At 31.3% G+C, this 15,169-nt stretch carries 14 protein-coding genes; 5 read left to right on the top strand and 9 right to left on the bottom strand.

Features of this window, described 5'->3' with window-relative positions; translation table 11 throughout:
* A partial coding sequence (locus tag RR409_RS18120) for a hemolysin family protein (protein WP_332559180.1) occupies positions 1-1,082 on the bottom strand: 1,082 nt, incomplete at its 3' end.
* 515 nt (positions 1,083-1,597) lie between these two features.
* On the opposite strand from RR409_RS18120, the gene RR409_RS18125 reads away from it, so the two are divergent.
* On the top strand, positions 1,598-2,950 hold the full coding sequence (locus RR409_RS18125; RefSeq protein ID WP_332559181.1) for an LCP family protein: 1,353 nt from the start codon (positions 1,598-1,600) through the stop codon (positions 2,948-2,950).
* A 210-nt stretch (positions 2,951-3,160) separates the two neighbouring features.
* Here the strand turns inward: RR409_RS18125 and RR409_RS18130 are convergent, their stop codons facing one another.
* Together RR409_RS18130 and RR409_RS18135 are read right to left on the bottom strand one after the other, a co-directional pair.
* Positions 3,161-4,168: a permease gene (locus tag RR409_RS18130; protein ID WP_332559182.1), complete on the bottom strand. Its 1,008-nt coding sequence runs from the start codon at positions 4,166-4,168 to the stop codon at positions 3,161-3,163.
* 142 nt (positions 4,169-4,310) lie between these two features.
* Positions 4,311-4,814: a MarR family winged helix-turn-helix transcriptional regulator gene (locus RR409_RS18135; protein WP_332559183.1), complete on the bottom strand. Its 504-nt coding sequence runs from the start codon at positions 4,812-4,814 to the stop codon at positions 4,311-4,313.
* A gap of 264 nt (positions 4,815-5,078) precedes the next feature.
* Here RR409_RS18135 and RR409_RS18140 point away from each other — a divergent pair, with 264 nt between their 5' ends.
* Together RR409_RS18140 and RR409_RS18145 are read left to right on the top strand one after the other, a co-directional pair.
* A complete protein-coding gene (locus RR409_RS18140; protein ID WP_332559184.1) occupies positions 5,079-5,834 on the top strand; it encodes an AIM24 family protein in 756 nt (251 codons plus the stop codon).
* Between the two features lie 399 nt (positions 5,835-6,233).
* Complete coding sequence (locus RR409_RS18145) at positions 6,234-7,397, top strand: M20 family metallopeptidase (RefSeq protein WP_332559194.1); 1,164 nt, start codon at positions 6,234-6,236, stop codon at positions 7,395-7,397.
* 186 nt (positions 7,398-7,583) lie between these two features.
* Here the strand turns inward: RR409_RS18145 and RR409_RS18150 are convergent, their stop codons facing one another.
* From RR409_RS18150 to RR409_RS18165, 4 genes are all read right to left on the bottom strand, one after another.
* Positions 7,584-8,921 (bottom strand): ABC transporter permease, encoded by a 1,338-nt coding sequence (locus RR409_RS18150; protein WP_332559185.1) that lies wholly within the window; start codon positions 8,919-8,921, stop codon positions 7,584-7,586.
* A 15-nt stretch (positions 8,922-8,936) separates the two neighbouring features.
* Positions 8,937-10,268, bottom strand: a complete 1,332-nt coding sequence (locus tag RR409_RS18155; RefSeq protein ID WP_332559186.1) for an ABC transporter permease — start codon at positions 10,266-10,268, stop codon at positions 8,937-8,939.
* Complete coding sequence (locus tag RR409_RS18160; RefSeq protein ID WP_332559187.1) at positions 10,261-11,196, bottom strand: ATP-binding cassette domain-containing protein; 936 nt, start codon at positions 11,194-11,196, stop codon at positions 10,261-10,263. Before RR409_RS18160 ends, RR409_RS18155 begins: the two co-directional genes overlap by 8 nt.
* 529 nt (positions 11,197-11,725) lie before the next feature.
* Positions 11,726-11,911: a hypothetical protein gene (locus RR409_RS18165; protein ID WP_332559188.1), complete on the bottom strand. Its 186-nt coding sequence runs from the start codon at positions 11,909-11,911 to the stop codon at positions 11,726-11,728.
* A gap of 269 nt (positions 11,912-12,180) precedes the next feature.
* Here RR409_RS18165 and RR409_RS18170 point away from each other — a divergent pair, with 269 nt between their 5' ends.
* On the top strand, positions 12,181-12,930 hold the full coding sequence (locus tag RR409_RS18170) for a LytTR family DNA-binding domain-containing protein (protein ID WP_332559189.1): 750 nt from the start codon (positions 12,181-12,183) through the stop codon (positions 12,928-12,930).
* On the top strand, positions 12,931-14,196 hold the full coding sequence (locus RR409_RS18175; protein ID WP_332559190.1) for a GHKL domain-containing protein: 1,266 nt from the start codon (positions 12,931-12,933) through the stop codon (positions 14,194-14,196).
* A 5-nt stretch (positions 14,197-14,201) separates the two neighbouring features.
* On the opposite strand, the gene RR409_RS18180 is transcribed toward RR409_RS18175, so the two are convergent.
* Positions 14,202-14,348: a cyclic lactone autoinducer peptide gene (locus RR409_RS18180; protein WP_332559191.1), complete on the bottom strand. Its 147-nt coding sequence runs from the start codon at positions 14,346-14,348 to the stop codon at positions 14,202-14,204.
* A gap of 35 nt (positions 14,349-14,383) precedes the next feature.
* A complete protein-coding gene (locus RR409_RS18185) occupies positions 14,384-14,947 on the bottom strand; it encodes an accessory gene regulator B family protein (RefSeq protein WP_332559192.1) in 564 nt (187 codons plus the stop codon).
* Positions 14,948-15,169 lie beyond the last annotated feature (222 nt).

A 15,169-nucleotide genomic window follows, 5' to 3' on the forward strand; every position in this document is an offset into this window, starting at 1 on the left:
TAATTATTTTCATCAATTTTAACTATAGAATTATGATTTTCATCATGTTCATCAAAGATATTCCCCATTACTTCTTCAATGAGATCTTCTATGGTAACAATTCCACTGAAAGCACCATATTCATCCATGAGTATGGCCATATGATTTTGAGTATATTGTAACTCTCTAAACAATTTATCTATATTTTTAGTCTCAGGAACAAAATATGCAGGTCTTAATAACTGTCTTATTTTCTCCTCATCGAAGCTGTCTTTACAAGATTCAATAAATAAATCTTTCATGTATAGTATTCCAATAATATTATCAACTTGATTCTCAAATACTGGAACTCTTGAATACTGCTCTTCTAAGACCCTATTTAAAAGTTCACTAACAGGTAATGTAATATCAAGGGTGAATACATTAACCCTTGGAGTCATAATTTCTCGTGCTATAGTATCATCAAATTCAAATATATTATCCAGCATATCTTTTTCTATTTCATTGATTACGCCATTTTCTTCTCCTGCATTTATCATCAATCTAATTTCTTCTCTTGAAATTTTTTCATCAAGACCTTCACCTTGAATTCCTGTTACCTTTACGAGAAAATTGGTGGATAATGTTAGAATTTTTACAAAGGGCGCTGTTAATTTTGAAATGAATATAATTGGATTCACTGCAAACATGGCTATACCTTCAGCATTCTGCAAGGCCATTCTTTTTGGAAACAATTCACCCAATACCAAAGTAAAATAGGATAAAATTATAGTTACTGTTATTAGTGCAATTTGACCACTACCTGGAATATTAGCAGAGGAAAGCAAAAAGGCTAAGGGTTGTGAGAGACTAGCAGCAGCTGATGCACTTGCAAAAAATCCACCAAGAGTAATTCCAACCTGTATAGTAGCTAAGAAGCGACTTGGTTCTTCCATGAGTTTTAATAATAGTTGTGCCTTTTTATCTCCATCTTCCGCTAATAGCGAAATCTTAGTTCTATTTAAAGATACAATTGCAATTTCTGAAGCAGCAAAGAAAGCATTCATTAGGATTAGTAAAAAAATTACAAAAATCTGAAACAATAAGCCTGAGTTACTATTCATCAATGTCCTCCTTACTTTATTACTGTACATAGGTATTATTACACACTGATGCCAATGTATTCATATCTTTTTATAGCAAAGTGTAATGAGGTGACTGAGTCTAAGTAATAGTTGATGGGGAAAGCAGAGTTTTAATTTTATAAATAAAAAAATAATAAGTTAAGGTGTAAGAAAAGAAGTAGGATAATTTCATGATATTACTTCTTTTTTTGTGTAATCCTCATAGAATTTACAGTACTAGAAATCTATCTTAGCAGTTTGGGGAGATAATCAAATTAAAGAAACTACTATAAATAAATTTTGAGAGAGTACAAAAAGTTCTTAAATAAAAATATGAAAACTGGACAAGGTGTTACTTATAGGGTATCATATAAATAATTTTTAAAATTTCAATAATGTTAGGCATTAGATGATAATATCTATCAAGTAATATTGAAAATAATATAGATCCTTAGGATGAAATAATTTCATGATGTATTCGCTTATATCCATTATTAAAAATAGTAGGTGATGTTATGGCAAATAAACAGAATAAACTTAATAACCCAAGCAATAAAAACTCAGAAAATCAAATTATTAAAGATGTTATCATTGATAAAGGGAAGAAGAAATCAAAATTTTCGTATATACTATTAGGAGTGTTTTTTATTGTAGTAATACTTACAACCTCTGTATATGCATACTTACAAAGTTTTAGTAACAATTCTGTTGATTTAAATGGGGAGAAGGGTACTATTACAGAAAAAGAAGGTAAAAACAATAACAACACCGTAGAAGAAATAAATAAATCTGCTAATTTTTTAGTCGTTGGTGTTGATAATGGTGAAGGTGATGAGAATAATGAAAGCGATCCAAGAAGAACTGACACAATGATGGTTGTTCATTATAATTATAAAGATAAAAAATATGACGTTTTATCAATTCCAAGAGACACAAAGGTTGAAATTTATGGGCAAAATCAAAAAATTAATGCTGCTCATGCCATAGGGGAAATACCTCTAGCTGTAGATACTGTGGAAGAATTATTAAACATTAAAATAGATCATTATGTTAAAATTAATACAATTGCTTTTAGGGAATTTATAGATGCCTTAGGTGGCATAGATGTAGTGGTTGACAGAAATATGTACTATGATGATCCTACACAAAACCTTCATATAAACTTAAAAAAGAGTGCCGAATTTCAAAGACTAAATGGTGAACAGGCTGAAGGCTTTATTAGATGGAGAAAAAATAATGATGGTACTGGATATATAGATGGAGACTTAGGTAGAATTAAGCATATGCAAGATTTTTTTGGTACTGTTGTAGATAAACTTCAAAGCCCTGCAATAATCACAAAAATCCCAAGTATATTATCAATATTTCCTAAGTATATTGAGACAAATTTAAATGCTACTGATATTATGAAGTACGCTATGAATCTAACTAAAACCCAAAAAGAAAATATAAAATATCATATGCTTCCAGGGACTGATGGCTATGAAAATGGAATTTCTTATTACTTTTATGATGAAGCACAAAACGAGCAGATAAATGCTGTTTTCTCAGATAGTGAATTTGTTGACATTAATCAACAAGATATTAGAATAAAGATTGTTAATGGAACCAATAAACCTGGATTAGCTACAGATTTTGGTCAGTATATAAAAAAATTAGGATTTACTAATTATGATGTAACTGATGGAAAAGCAGGTAGTGAATCAAAAATTACTATATATGGGTTAGAACAACAGGCTACCCAATACATTAAAAATCAATTCGGCATAAGAAATTTTCAGTATACAAATGATTTTAATGAATTTTATGAAGTTGAGATAATCTTGGGTAACGATAGAAGTTATATAAATACTGAAAACAAAAACTAATAGTAAAAGCACAAAGTGAGAAAATATACGGAATTCATATAAACTAACACTTACTATGAACTATTTAGAGTTATAACTATACAAAATATAAAGTTATAACTCTAAATAGTTTTTCTTATATTTTAATCTTGAAGATAGATAGACTCTGAGATAAATACTAATTGAAAACAAGAGTATTTTGCTTTGAGTTAAACATTTTTTTATAAGTTACTAACGTGCAACTAGTTGAAAAATATATCCTGCAAGGATACCACCTACATAAATAATTCCTATATAAAATAACATTGCTCTTTTCTTCAAGAATGTTGACATCCCTGCAATAACTGGTATTCCAGTGGCCTTACCTGTTATCATAAATGCAAGGACAACGCCTTCTCCAGCACCTGAATTTATTAGAGATTTTAATAATGGTAACGCTGAGGAGTCATTTAAATATAATGGAAGACCAATTGTTGCAGCTAGTGGAATTGAGTAAGCCTTATCTGCACTAAATAAAGTCATAATTAAGCTTTGAGGTATTATCATTTCAACTACTCTACCTATAGCGATGAAGATTACAAAGTATAGAAGTATTTTTTTTAGGCCTATATTAACAAACTCTTTTAGTAGTTTATCTAATTTATATTTTTGTAGAAACCCCATAGTTTTCTTATTGCTTATTTTCTCACAACAACAACTTTCACTGGTGGGTACCTCTATATCTGAAGTACAGCAATTATGCTCATTAACATTAGTATTTTCTGAACAACAACTTTTACTTTTATCCGAAATCATTCTAAACTGATTCTTAAAAAAGTTTGTTTTCTTTTCTAAAAAATTTGCTAAAAACCCAGCGAATAGCCCCAGTACAATTGACGAAATTAACATTGCTGTTGCAAATTTGCTTCCGAAGAAAGCAGTTTCAAACATATATTCAGAGGGGCTAGTTAGAGGAGATGATATTAAAAATGCCATTACAGGTCCCCAAGGCATTGCAGAAGCAAACATTGCAAATAGTACAGCCATGGTACCACAGGCACAAAGAGGGGTTAAGGATCCAAAAATAACTGCTCCAGGTACTGATATTCCTGATTTTTTCATTAGCATTTTTCTTAAATTTTCTGTATCAACGTAAACACTTACACTTATAGCTAAGATAATACCTATAAGTAAGATGTACCAGTCTGCAACTAAAAAACTCCAAACACTAAATAGAATATCTTTAATAAAATTTATCATAAACATTTCTCCTTCATTATTAATTTTAAAACTCAATTTGTATAGAACACTAGTTGTATCATACAAATATATGATAGCCTAGACTACATAACTAATGTAATCTAAAAGCATATTTGTATTATACAAATACATTATAAAAAATTTAGCAACAATTTGGATTAGCTTTTTCAAAAGCTTTTAGTAGCTTTGATACACACTGAAGTATATCTGATACTTCACCATTAGGGATGTTTTTTATTATTTTCTTATAGTATTCATTTACTGAACAGCTAAGTTCTTTCGCTGCTTCACTACCTTTATCGCTTAAACTTACTATTACCACTCTTCTATCTGCTTCATCTCTTTCTCTATTGACAATTTCATCTCGAACTAGTTTGTCGATTACTCTTGTCATAGTACTGGAATCAAGGTTCATCTTATCGCTTAGTTCATTCATAGTTAAATTTCCAAATTTTAATATTTCAAGCATTGCATAACATTGAGAGCTTGTAAAACCATGAACTTTAATTTGATCTCTTTCGAATAATTGAAACACTCTAACTAACTTTTGTACTAATTGGCCTACCTCTTCAACACAACAGCTTTCATCTTGCCCTATTATATTAAGTGTTGCTACAGAACATTGAGTAGATTCTTTATTATCCATTTGATCACCTCACTTTAATATAATTGTATCATACAATTATATTATAATCAATGAGAATTTTAATATTTTTCACTGTAGAATTTATTAAAGCTTATATAGTAGTGTGCCTATAGTTATTTCAACTTACAGTGATATTTGCTATAAGTGTAAGCTGAATTAAAAGAAGGATAATTTGTGTGATACATAGAATTAAGGTTATTTGAATAATAATATATAAAATGCTAATTGCAAATAAAATATAATGAAAAGGTTGGGGAAATTCATATGATAACGTGTAAAAATCTATATGACAATAAAAACATAGAAGTGGTAGCTTCAAGAGGAGATATAAAGGTTATTGAGTACAAAAAGGATTTAAGTGTAGATTCCACAAATGCTATTGCTTCCTATTTTGCTTCAGAAATGAATGTTAGGAAAAGGCAAGTTTTAATAGAATTAAAAGGCAATGCTTATACAATTAGTGCTGGAGCAATGCAGTGGACCTCAGGGGCTGTTAGTATGGCTGCTGATGTTAAGGGATTTGGTGATTTCATAGGTAAGGCTTTATCGTCTAAAGTAACAAAAGAATCTGCAATTAAACCTAAATATCAAGGAAATGGTTTATTGATGTTAGAACCTACATATAAACACATCCTACTTGAAGAAGTTTCAGAATGGGGTGGACTAGTACTTGAAGATGGACTTTTTCTTGCTTGTGAATCCAAGGTTCAACAAAAGGTAATAGCTAGATCTAATCTTTCTTCAGCTATGCTTGGAAATGAAGGATTATTCAACTTATGTCTTAGAGGAGAAGGAATTGCTGTATTGGAGAGTCCAGTACCAAGAGATGAACTTATAGAATTTGTACTTGAAAATGATGAGGTTAGAATTGATGGTAATTATGCTATAGCATGGTCTGATTCACTAGATTTTAAAGTTGAAAAGTCCAGCAAGAGTTTAGTTGGTTCTGCTGTGTCAGGTGAGGGGTTAGTTAACGTATATCGTGGAACAGGAAGGATTCTCATGGCACCTGTAAAATAAAATATATTTCTGATTAATATATTTTATAAAATTAACCCTTAAATTAAACTACTATATTTTCTTCATATTATAAAATTAGCGCTCTACATTTGTAGAGCGTTTTTAATTAGGTCATGTAATTGGGTTTTCACACAATATTAATTATCTTCACTGGATAACTTATAATTTAGTTATTGCTATTTTATGGTAAAATATAGTTATAGAAGGCTCCCAATTATAATTAAGTGAACAACAGGCGATAATATTGTATTTTGATTCTAATTTAGATTAAAGTTGAGGACGTTAGTGAATTTGAATCCATAACAAAATCAACAAAGTTTTTCACCTTTGAAGACTATTCCAAATACAAACTAAATAATTAAATTTTGAAGGAAAGGAAATACAAATACTATGAATTCAATGAATATCGCATCATTACAGGGTTTAGATGAGGAATTGCTTTTGAAAACTACCTGTGATTTGGTACAAATACCAAGTATCAATCCCCCAGGGCTTGAGGAGGCCGTTGGAAGATATTTAATAGAGTTTTTTAAAAAATCATCTATAGAAACAAAAATATTCCCAGTTGAAAACGGACGATTTGATGTGGTGGCAATAATCCCGGGGAAAAGCAGTTCCGCACCTCTTGCATTTACAGGGCATATGGATGTTGTTCCTGTTAGCGATAAAGAATTTAATCGCTGGAACTCCTCACCATTTTCTGCAGAAATCCATGAAGGATTTCTTTACGGACGAGGATCTTCAGACATGAAAGGAGGTTTAGCAAGTGTGATGGTTGCAATGTCAGAAATTGTTAGGAAAGATATTGTTCCATCTCAAGACATCTATTTCATTGCAACAGTAGATGAGGAAGATAGTATGAAAGGGTCTAAGGTTCTGCTGAAAGAAAGTTTATTAAACAATATTTCATTAGTCATCGTTTGCGAACCAACCAGCTTAAAAATCTGTACTGCAGGTAAAGGTAGAACCTATGGAAATTTGAAGTTAGTAGGGAACACAGGCCATGGATCCCAAGGAAAGGGGCAAAATGTTATTGATTTTGCTCGACAGCTTTTGAATAAAATGGATGAAACCAACTTTGGCGAGTATGAAAACACAATGTATGGTAAATCCTTTTGGCAACCACTGAGCATTCATGCTGGTGTAGAACCTTGTGTTGTTCCTGATGAGCTTGAATTAAAGGTGGATGCAAGGCTTGTTCCTAATCATAAGACTGAGACTATCTGGAGTGAAATGGAAAAAATCCTTAGGGATTTGAAAATTCAGAACCCAGGATATGAAGGGAAAATTGAAATAATTGATCAACGAGAAGGGTGGATCCTTCCATCTGCAGCACCAATTATTTCAAAAATCAATGGAATCTATGATGAGTTACTGATTCCATTTGACACAGCCTGTTTTGCTGGAACAACGGATGGCTCCATCCTACGAAAGAAGGGGATTGATTGCATCATTCTTGGTCCAGGGGATTTAAGCTGTGTCCACAAAGAAAATGAAAGAATTTCTATTAAAGAATTGATTGATAGCTGCAGAATCTATTTTGAAATTATGTGTCAATTCTAATGATTAAAGTTGAACAATTCTGCTTAAAAATGTTCTTTGTTTTTCATTAAACCAGGATAATGCAAGGTAAAGATATTGATAAATATTCTTCACAGCACTCATGGTTAACAAGTTACTTAATTTAAGAAACAGTACTAAAAAAGGTGAGACCACATTCTGTAACTTAATTACAATGTGGTCTCACTTTTATTTATTAGTTTTTAATACATTTCCAATCATCTTAAAACTAAGCTTTTGTCCATTATATAAAACAAGTCCTTTGTATATTCTAGCTGCCAATATAATGGTTAACAAGGAGAAAACTAATAGTATCACCGTTGAAATAAGGCCTTCAGTTAGACCTATGGTACCAGTAATTAAATCTGCTGGAACTGTAAAAGGAGCTGTAAAAGGAATGTATCTGGCTACAGAGGTTAATCCTTCCTTACCAAGCAGAGGACCAAAATAACAAATAAGCCAACTTATGATAACCGGGATTTGGAACACTGCCTGAGTAGAAGCTACATCTTCAGGTTTGGAAACCATAGAACCTGTAACTGCGGCAATGATGCAATAAAACAAAAATCCCAAGCAAAAAAAGATTATTGCTAAAAGTACTGCTGGAAGAGTCAATGCTGTTTCGCCAATGTTATCCTTTAAAAAATTAATGATGGCGATTGCAGAATTCTCATATTGAGGATAAATTGCATGGGCAACCGCATTTCCACCGTATAATCCCGCAAATATTGCAATAATCCAGGCTACAAATTGTAAAAGGGCCATGGAGGTCACAGCTAACACCTTACCAGTTATCATAGCATATGGGTGGACTGAGGTTAATAAGACTTCCATCAGCTTTGAAGTCTTCTCAGTTGACACAGATTTACTTATTGTCTGACCATAAAGCAGTAGCATGAAATACATGATAAAACTAAACAACATAGGTGCCGCAACCTTTATTACCTTGGTGATTACACTGGTGCTTTCACCAACTTCTAAGTATGAAACTACTGCAGGCTTAAGTACCGCTATAAGTTGTTCTGCGGATAGACCTGCTTGCATGAGTTTATTGGATTCAAAAGCAGAGGACATTTGTTTAAGCAATGCTTCTGCTTGATTTTTTTTAATATTAGAGCCTTCGGGTATAACTGCCTTTAATTCGTAGTCTGATTCTTTTGCAGTAATAATTGCAGCAATGGTTTCGGAGGAATTTGCACCTGCTGCTTTAATAACTTCATCACTAGATTTCTCAGTGGCAGCTATAAAATCAATGTGCTTAAATTTTATGTGTTCACTCTGTTTAATCATATCATTATAATTTGTAGGCTTTAATCCACTATTATCGAGGACATATACTGCTTGAATTGGAGATGGCTCATCCTTATTGTTCTTATCTGGCTTTGCCATCACCAAATTCATTACTACAAATGCCCCTAATATTATGAGTGTAACCAAGGTTGTAACAAGTTTAAAACCTGCACCTTTTGTAGCCTGTGAAAAGGTAAATGCATATACGGAAGTCCATCCTCTAAAATTATCTTTCATCTTTCCTTCCCCCTTCTACATATTCTTTGAAATCTTCAGCAATTCTTTGATTTTAATCTTGTTACCATTATGAAGTATCAGTGTCTCATAAACCCTTGCAACAAATTTAAACAACAAGATTATGAATATTACCTGTAGTGCAATGGCGCCTGCTACAATGGGAAGAGTTGCCTTTCCAACCAAAAGGGCACCGGGTAATATAAAAACAGATGACAAAGGAAATAACAAGGAAAAAAACACAAAGCTATTTAGTCCTGATGCCATTAATACGCTTGCAGCACCTATTCCTATATATGCACCTATAATGTTAGTTAAGGTAAATAAGGTAAGTCCTTCATTCATTTCTTCCAGTCTGCTTATAGATGCTCCTGCAACACCAGCTAAAGTAGCATAAAAAATCATTCCAAGGACAATTACTATTAAGCAGAATACAATATTAATTATGTTTAAGTTTTGGAAGATATCATTAGAAAGATACTGCGAAAGTACGCTCTCTACATTATTAGAAGATAAAACACTTGAAATCCTATTTGAAAGAAATAAGATTACAATCATGGAAATCACCTGAAGTAACACTGCTGTTAGCATGGCCATAATTTTACCTACCATAATAGCCAGTGGTTTAACAGAAGTTAACAGGTATTCAATCACTCGTGTGGATTTCTCTGTTACTATGGATGTAGCAATTTGTGTGCTAGCCATAATATTTACCATCATTACTATAAATAAAATTCCATAAATAAACCAATACTCACCATTTGATATGGAGGTATCTTCTCTTATAATCTCAACACCATTCACATCTGCCATATACACATTGGTGCTAACCTTTGCGTTAATCATAGTGAGTTGCTCATCTTCGATACCCAATACATTTATCTTGAAAATTTCAAATTGGTGAGTTACGGCACTTGCCAAGAGCTGTAAACTATTTTCCCCAATTGGCCCATCGCTGGCCTTTATAAAGTTTAAAGAATATTTATCTTGGCTTTCAGTTATGGTTAGAATAATAGATTCCTTTTCTTTATCTTGAATTCGATCTGAAATCATATTTAAATCTTCCTTAATGGGCTCAAAAGTGATATGACTTAGCTTGGAATCCTTAAGAATCTCACTAAAATTCATATCTGGAAGGGCTGTTTCATTATTCACATAGACTTTTTTTACCGGACTTGGTGAGCTTATATCTGAACTTCTATCTGTAGTAATTAATCGTATAAGGGGCATTGAAATCAACATTAACACAATAAGTATCACATATGAAATGATAAAGGCTTTACTTTTTAGGGTTTGTATTAAAGTAAAGTTAAAGACACCCCTCCAACCCGTAAGGTTACCTTTATTCATGAGCATCGCCTACCTTTTCAATGAATATTTCATGCAACGATGGTTCACGTAATTCAAATTTTACAACAGGAATCTTATCGTTAATAAGTTTTGCCAAGAATGCCATAGCATGATCTTCGCCTTGAACTTTAAGATGATATTCACTTGGTGTCTTGTTAACAATAGTTAGCCCAAAAGAAGAGACATAGGAAGAAATATCTACATCACTCTTCACAAAAAGATTTACACGTCCGTACCCCTTTTTTATTTCATTTAAGTTTCCTTGAAGTACTGCCTCTCCACGATTTAATATTGTGATATCTGAACAAAACTCTTCAATAGTAGGCATTTGGTGACTAGACATAATTAGATATTTATTCTTTGCTATTTCTTCTTTTATGATGGACTTAAACAAATCTGTATTTACAGGGTCAAGTCCACTTAAGGGCTCATCCAAGATAATTAGTTCTGGATCAGAAATCAATGTGGCCATGAGCTGAATCTTTTGCTGATTTCCTTTAGACAACTGATCTGCACGGTGGGGCTTGGGAGATTTTTTGCCTTTTACCTTAGGTGGAAATATATGTTCAGTTACTAGCAAGCGTTCAGACCAGTATTCAATACGACTCATTGCGGTTTTCTTAGGTACATTTCTTAGTTTTGCAAAATATAGCAGCTGATCAAGTAAGGAATACTTTGGATACAATCCTCGTTCTTCAGCAAGATAACCCACATTTGTTCTCACTGCATCTAAGGGTTTTCCATTCCATAACACTTCACCGCCATCATTTGCTAGCATCCCTAGAATGATACGCAGTGTTGTTGTCTTCCCGGCACCATTTGTCCCTAATAAGGCATATACCCCTGGCTGATTAATTTGAAAACTTAAGTCATCAACAACAACTTTGTCACCATATTTTTTTGTTAAATTTCTAACACTTAATGACATGATATCCCTCTTTTCTTTTAATACTAGATTATTATATGATTTTGACTTCTTTTGGTTCATATTTTAGATAAAAGCGCTTATATAAAAATCCTTTGAATTTTACCAGTGGTCTCCATGATATACTAATTATAACATTGATTACCATAAGAAAAAACTAATTATTACCAATACTGTCCAAAATATAAGGAAAGGGTATACATTCTATGCATACTCTTTCCTCATGATCGGATTTATATTGCTTCAACATAAATGGGGTTGTATCAATTGGATATGCTGATATCTTGAAGTTTAATGTAGAGCTCATACGTTAGGTTTAATTATTATAACGAGTCTAATTTCAAGTTTTATATGCTACATGTTTGTGAATAACATGACAAAAGAAATGTAAAAATAAGTGTAATAATTTTCAATAAATGTATTGAAATGTTATAATAGTTTGTGATATAATTATTGAGTGAGCTGATTGCGGGATTGTGCAGTTTGCTTAAAATTAAAAAACTATTTAGGTGCAATAGGCAGCTTGGCAGAGCTACTTATTGCCTTCTTTTTTGTCAATATTTAATGTTAATTCAGAGGATACTTCATCATTTTTTATAGTTGTTTTTGATTGAAACAAAGCCTTCATTATCTCCTGTTTATAGCAAAAACCAAGCAGCATAGCAACAATTCCCATCATTGTAACACATAGAATAACAATAATAAAATTTAAATTCATAAAACCACGCTCCTTTTTTATTTGTAGATAGGGTGCAATCCGCTCACTTTTTATGGAGTTTAGAAAATAGTAGATGCTTGTACTTTAATTGTACCATATAATCTTTTATAGCATATTGAATGCAACATAAAACACCCAAATTATGTCATTAATTTCTCGTATTATTTTAATTTGGTTAACATATTTATTTAATATCCTTGGAGGTATTTTAAAACAAATCTAGAATATTTAATTAAATCGAATTTAATACGAAGGGGAATGATGGCTATATGTACAATATACTAATTCTAGAAGACGATTGTATTCAGTTAAAAACCCTGTCAGATATTATAAAACAATTAGACCTCATATACCATGTATATGAAGCTAGAAATATAGAAGAGGCTATTAAAATAGCCGCGATGGAGAGGATAGATCTCTTTTTCATTGATATTAATTTAAGAAATGAATCAGGCCTTAAATTTGCTCTGGAGATAAGAAAAATTAAAAGCTATAGACTGACTTGGATTATATTCGTAACAATTTACAAGGATTATATGCTTTCAGCCTTTAAGAAAATTCACTGTTATGATTATATATTAAAGCCTTATAACAAGGAAAATATCCAGAATATAACAAAGCGATTACTATCAGATTGCAGAGATCAGGTGGAAGTTACGGAAACTAGTGAAAATTTTATCATTGTTCCTATAAAGAACATCCAGGTGAAAATATCTGTGAATGAAATAATTTTTGTGGAAGTGTTTATTAGAACTTCAATAATTCATACTATACACGGTTCTTTCACCATAGATTATTTATCCTTAAAGAAATTGAACTCAATGATAGAAGATAAGTATATACTTCAAAGCCATAGATCTTATTTGGTGAATTTAAAATATATCAATAAAATTGAAAAAAGCAATGATAAAACATCTTACAAAATTTATTTTAATAACACGGACAAAACTGCATTATTAGGACATAGCTATAAAAAATGTATAATGGATAATTTTAATAATGTGGCGGTGGGGAAATAAATGAGCGATTGTAAGATATTCGTCTTGATAATTCTAGAAGTAGGAAGTTTTATGTTGCTTTGGAATATGTTTAATAAAAAATATGAAAATAGAGTATATAAAAGCATTATCATTGTGGTTATCACATCAGTAGTTGTTCTAATTACAAATTATACTTATCCACCTTTGCAGTTTTTTATTAATTATCTCTTTTTACTAGTAGTTATTAATCTAACGTTTAAGAAAAAAATAAAGTACTTATTATTAGAGTTCGGTTTAGTTTTAGCTATTTTTGGCATAATGCAGCTTATTATAATAATTGTTCTTAGATTGTCTATTCCTGCATTCATGGCAAGTGAGGATTTTATTTATTTACTTATTGCTAACATTCTATGCATGGTTTTAAGTTTTTGCATTTATAAATTTTTATCTTATGGAAAACTAATGATATTTTTTAAGCAGGAAAGTTCTAAAATATACTTTTTTTCAGTGAATCTTCTCATGTATATAGTTACTGCTAAATGGATATGGAATTTTAAAAGAAGTGAGTTTTTGGATGAGATTTCTCTATATCTTATTATTCCTATAGTATTCATTTTGGCAAATCTGTTTATTCTTGAGTATCATATGAAAAATAATGAAATTAAGAAATCCCTAGAGGATTATAAGAAGTACTCGCCTGTGATATCAAAGCTATTGGAGGATGTAAGAAGGAGACAACACGACTTTAAAAATCACTTAAATACTGTATATGGCCTTGTTCTAGTATCTGACGAAAAGAACTTAAAGGAAACTATAACACAATATATAGATTCACTTAACGATTCCTTGGAAAATATAGAGAAGGTGTTACAAATAGATAATACAGTAGTAACCGCCATTATCTACAACAAAATAAATGAGGCTACAAAATATAATATTGAGTTTAATTATACTATTCAAGGGGACTCCAAGTTTCCATTTAAGGACCATGAGCTTTCAGAGGTTTTGAACAATCTTTTAGATAATGCTTTTGATGCTGTCTTAACTTCGGAAAGTTCTTTTAAAAAAGTATTTTTAAACATAGGGTATCTTGAAGAAAATTGTATTATTGAAATTGGTAATACAGGGGAAAGGATAGAATTTAATGATATTTCCAAGATATTTAATGCAGGATATACTACAAAAGAAGGTGAAAATCGAGGATATGGTCTGCATACTGTTAAAAGAATAGTTGAATCCTACGGGGGTAGAATTCAACTATCTTTTAAAAACAACAATACAATATTTAGTATTAAATTATCATAACTTGTCTAATATTTCTCTTTCAAGGACTCTGGGATGTCTGGTTCCCCAAGAAAGAGGAAGGAGCCATACCATGGATATACAAATGAAGTTACAGTGAGGCAAAGTACACACAAGATGGTTTTTCCTTTGAAGTGGTTAATTAAATTTTTCATAATGACCTCCTTATTTCATAAGTTAATTAGATAGGTTATAGCTTCGGCTTTTTAACTAGCACAAGTTGTATGTTTTGTATCAACAGAGTGCTGAAGCCGCAGTTTACATAGGGACTACTTTCTAAAAAAAATAAAATAAAGGTCCATAAAATTACAGAAAATGCCGCGGTAAATTTATACTGCAGCTTTTTTTTATTATATTTTATAGGTCTCCTTACACTGCATATTGGAGCCCTGACCAAAACAATTATGAGGCTACCTAAACTCACAAAAAGATAATATACTATTGGAAGTCTAGATATTAAGGGGGCGAGGTTACTAGTGAAGAAAAATAACAATGTTGTTAAAACTAAACAATTCAAGGTTCCTTTTAAATGGATTCCACCAGAAAACACTCTTGTTGACATCATGATTAGTAAGGAAAAATAAAAATACCTCTGACAATGAATTATATTAAAAAACATAACTAGGAAAATAACTTTAAATCCTTCACTTAAAAGTATACTTAAGCCATATTGTATCTTTGCTCTATCTTTAGCATTGTTGTAGCCCTCAGTACAAATGAAGGAAGTAAGCTGAATAGCCAATTTGTCTATCATTTTTATCCACCACCTAGAAAGTGAAAAACACTATAATTTAAATACATTATTCTAATAGGCTTGTCTATGTAATCTTATGATTTGAATTAGTAATTTAGTACAATTATACTTTTGATTTAACACTTAATATTCTCTGATCTAGAGGAAACATTATAAAAAAATGACTAATAAAAGATAATCACTTCAAAGTACTTGTATAATTATCTTTTACACTTTTAAAAA

The organism is Clostridium sp., from assembly GCF_036642255.1.
GTDB lineage: Bacteria > Bacillota > Clostridia > Clostridiales > Clostridiaceae > Clostridium_J.

Bases quoted from the DNA above. Each gene is read 5' to 3' on its own strand.
- RR409_RS18125 (WP_332559181.1), top strand. From the start codon at position 1,598: ATGGCAAATAAACAGAATAAACTTAATAACCCAAGCAATAAAAACTCA.
- RR409_RS18130 (WP_332559182.1), bottom strand. From the start codon at position 4,168: ATGATAAATTTTATTAAAGATATTCTATTTAGTGTTTGGAGTTTTTTA.
- RR409_RS18150 (WP_332559185.1), bottom strand. From the start codon at position 8,921: ATGAAAGATAATTTTAGAGGATGGACTTCCGTATATGCATTTACCTTT.
- RR409_RS18180 (WP_332559191.1), bottom strand. From the start codon at position 14,348: ATGAAAAATTTAATTAACCACTTCAAAGGAAAAACCATCTTGTGTGTA.
- RR409_RS18135 (WP_332559183.1), bottom strand. From the start codon at position 4,814: ATGGATAATAAAGAATCTACTCAATGTTCTGTAGCAACACTTAATATA.
- RR409_RS18170 (WP_332559189.1), top strand. From the start codon at position 12,181: ATGTACAATATACTAATTCTAGAAGACGATTGTATTCAGTTAAAAACC.
- RR409_RS18165 (WP_332559188.1), bottom strand. From the start codon at position 11,911: ATGAATTTAAATTTTATTATTGTTATTCTATGTGTTACAATGATGGGA.
- RR409_RS18185 (WP_332559192.1), bottom strand. From the start codon at position 14,947: ATGATAGACAAATTGGCTATTCAGCTTACTTCCTTCATTTGTACTGAG.
- RR409_RS18140 (WP_332559184.1), top strand. From the start codon at position 5,079: ATGATAACGTGTAAAAATCTATATGACAATAAAAACATAGAAGTGGTA.
- RR409_RS18145 (WP_332559194.1), top strand. From the start codon at position 6,234: ATGAATATCGCATCATTACAGGGTTTAGATGAGGAATTGCTTTTGAAA.
- RR409_RS18155 (WP_332559186.1), bottom strand. From the start codon at position 10,268: ATGAATAAAGGTAACCTTACGGGTTGGAGGGGTGTCTTTAACTTTACT.
- RR409_RS18160 (WP_332559187.1), bottom strand. From the start codon at position 11,196: ATGTCATTAAGTGTTAGAAATTTAACAAAAAAATATGGTGACAAAGTT.
- RR409_RS18175 (WP_332559190.1), top strand. From the start codon at position 12,931: ATGAGCGATTGTAAGATATTCGTCTTGATAATTCTAGAAGTAGGAAGT.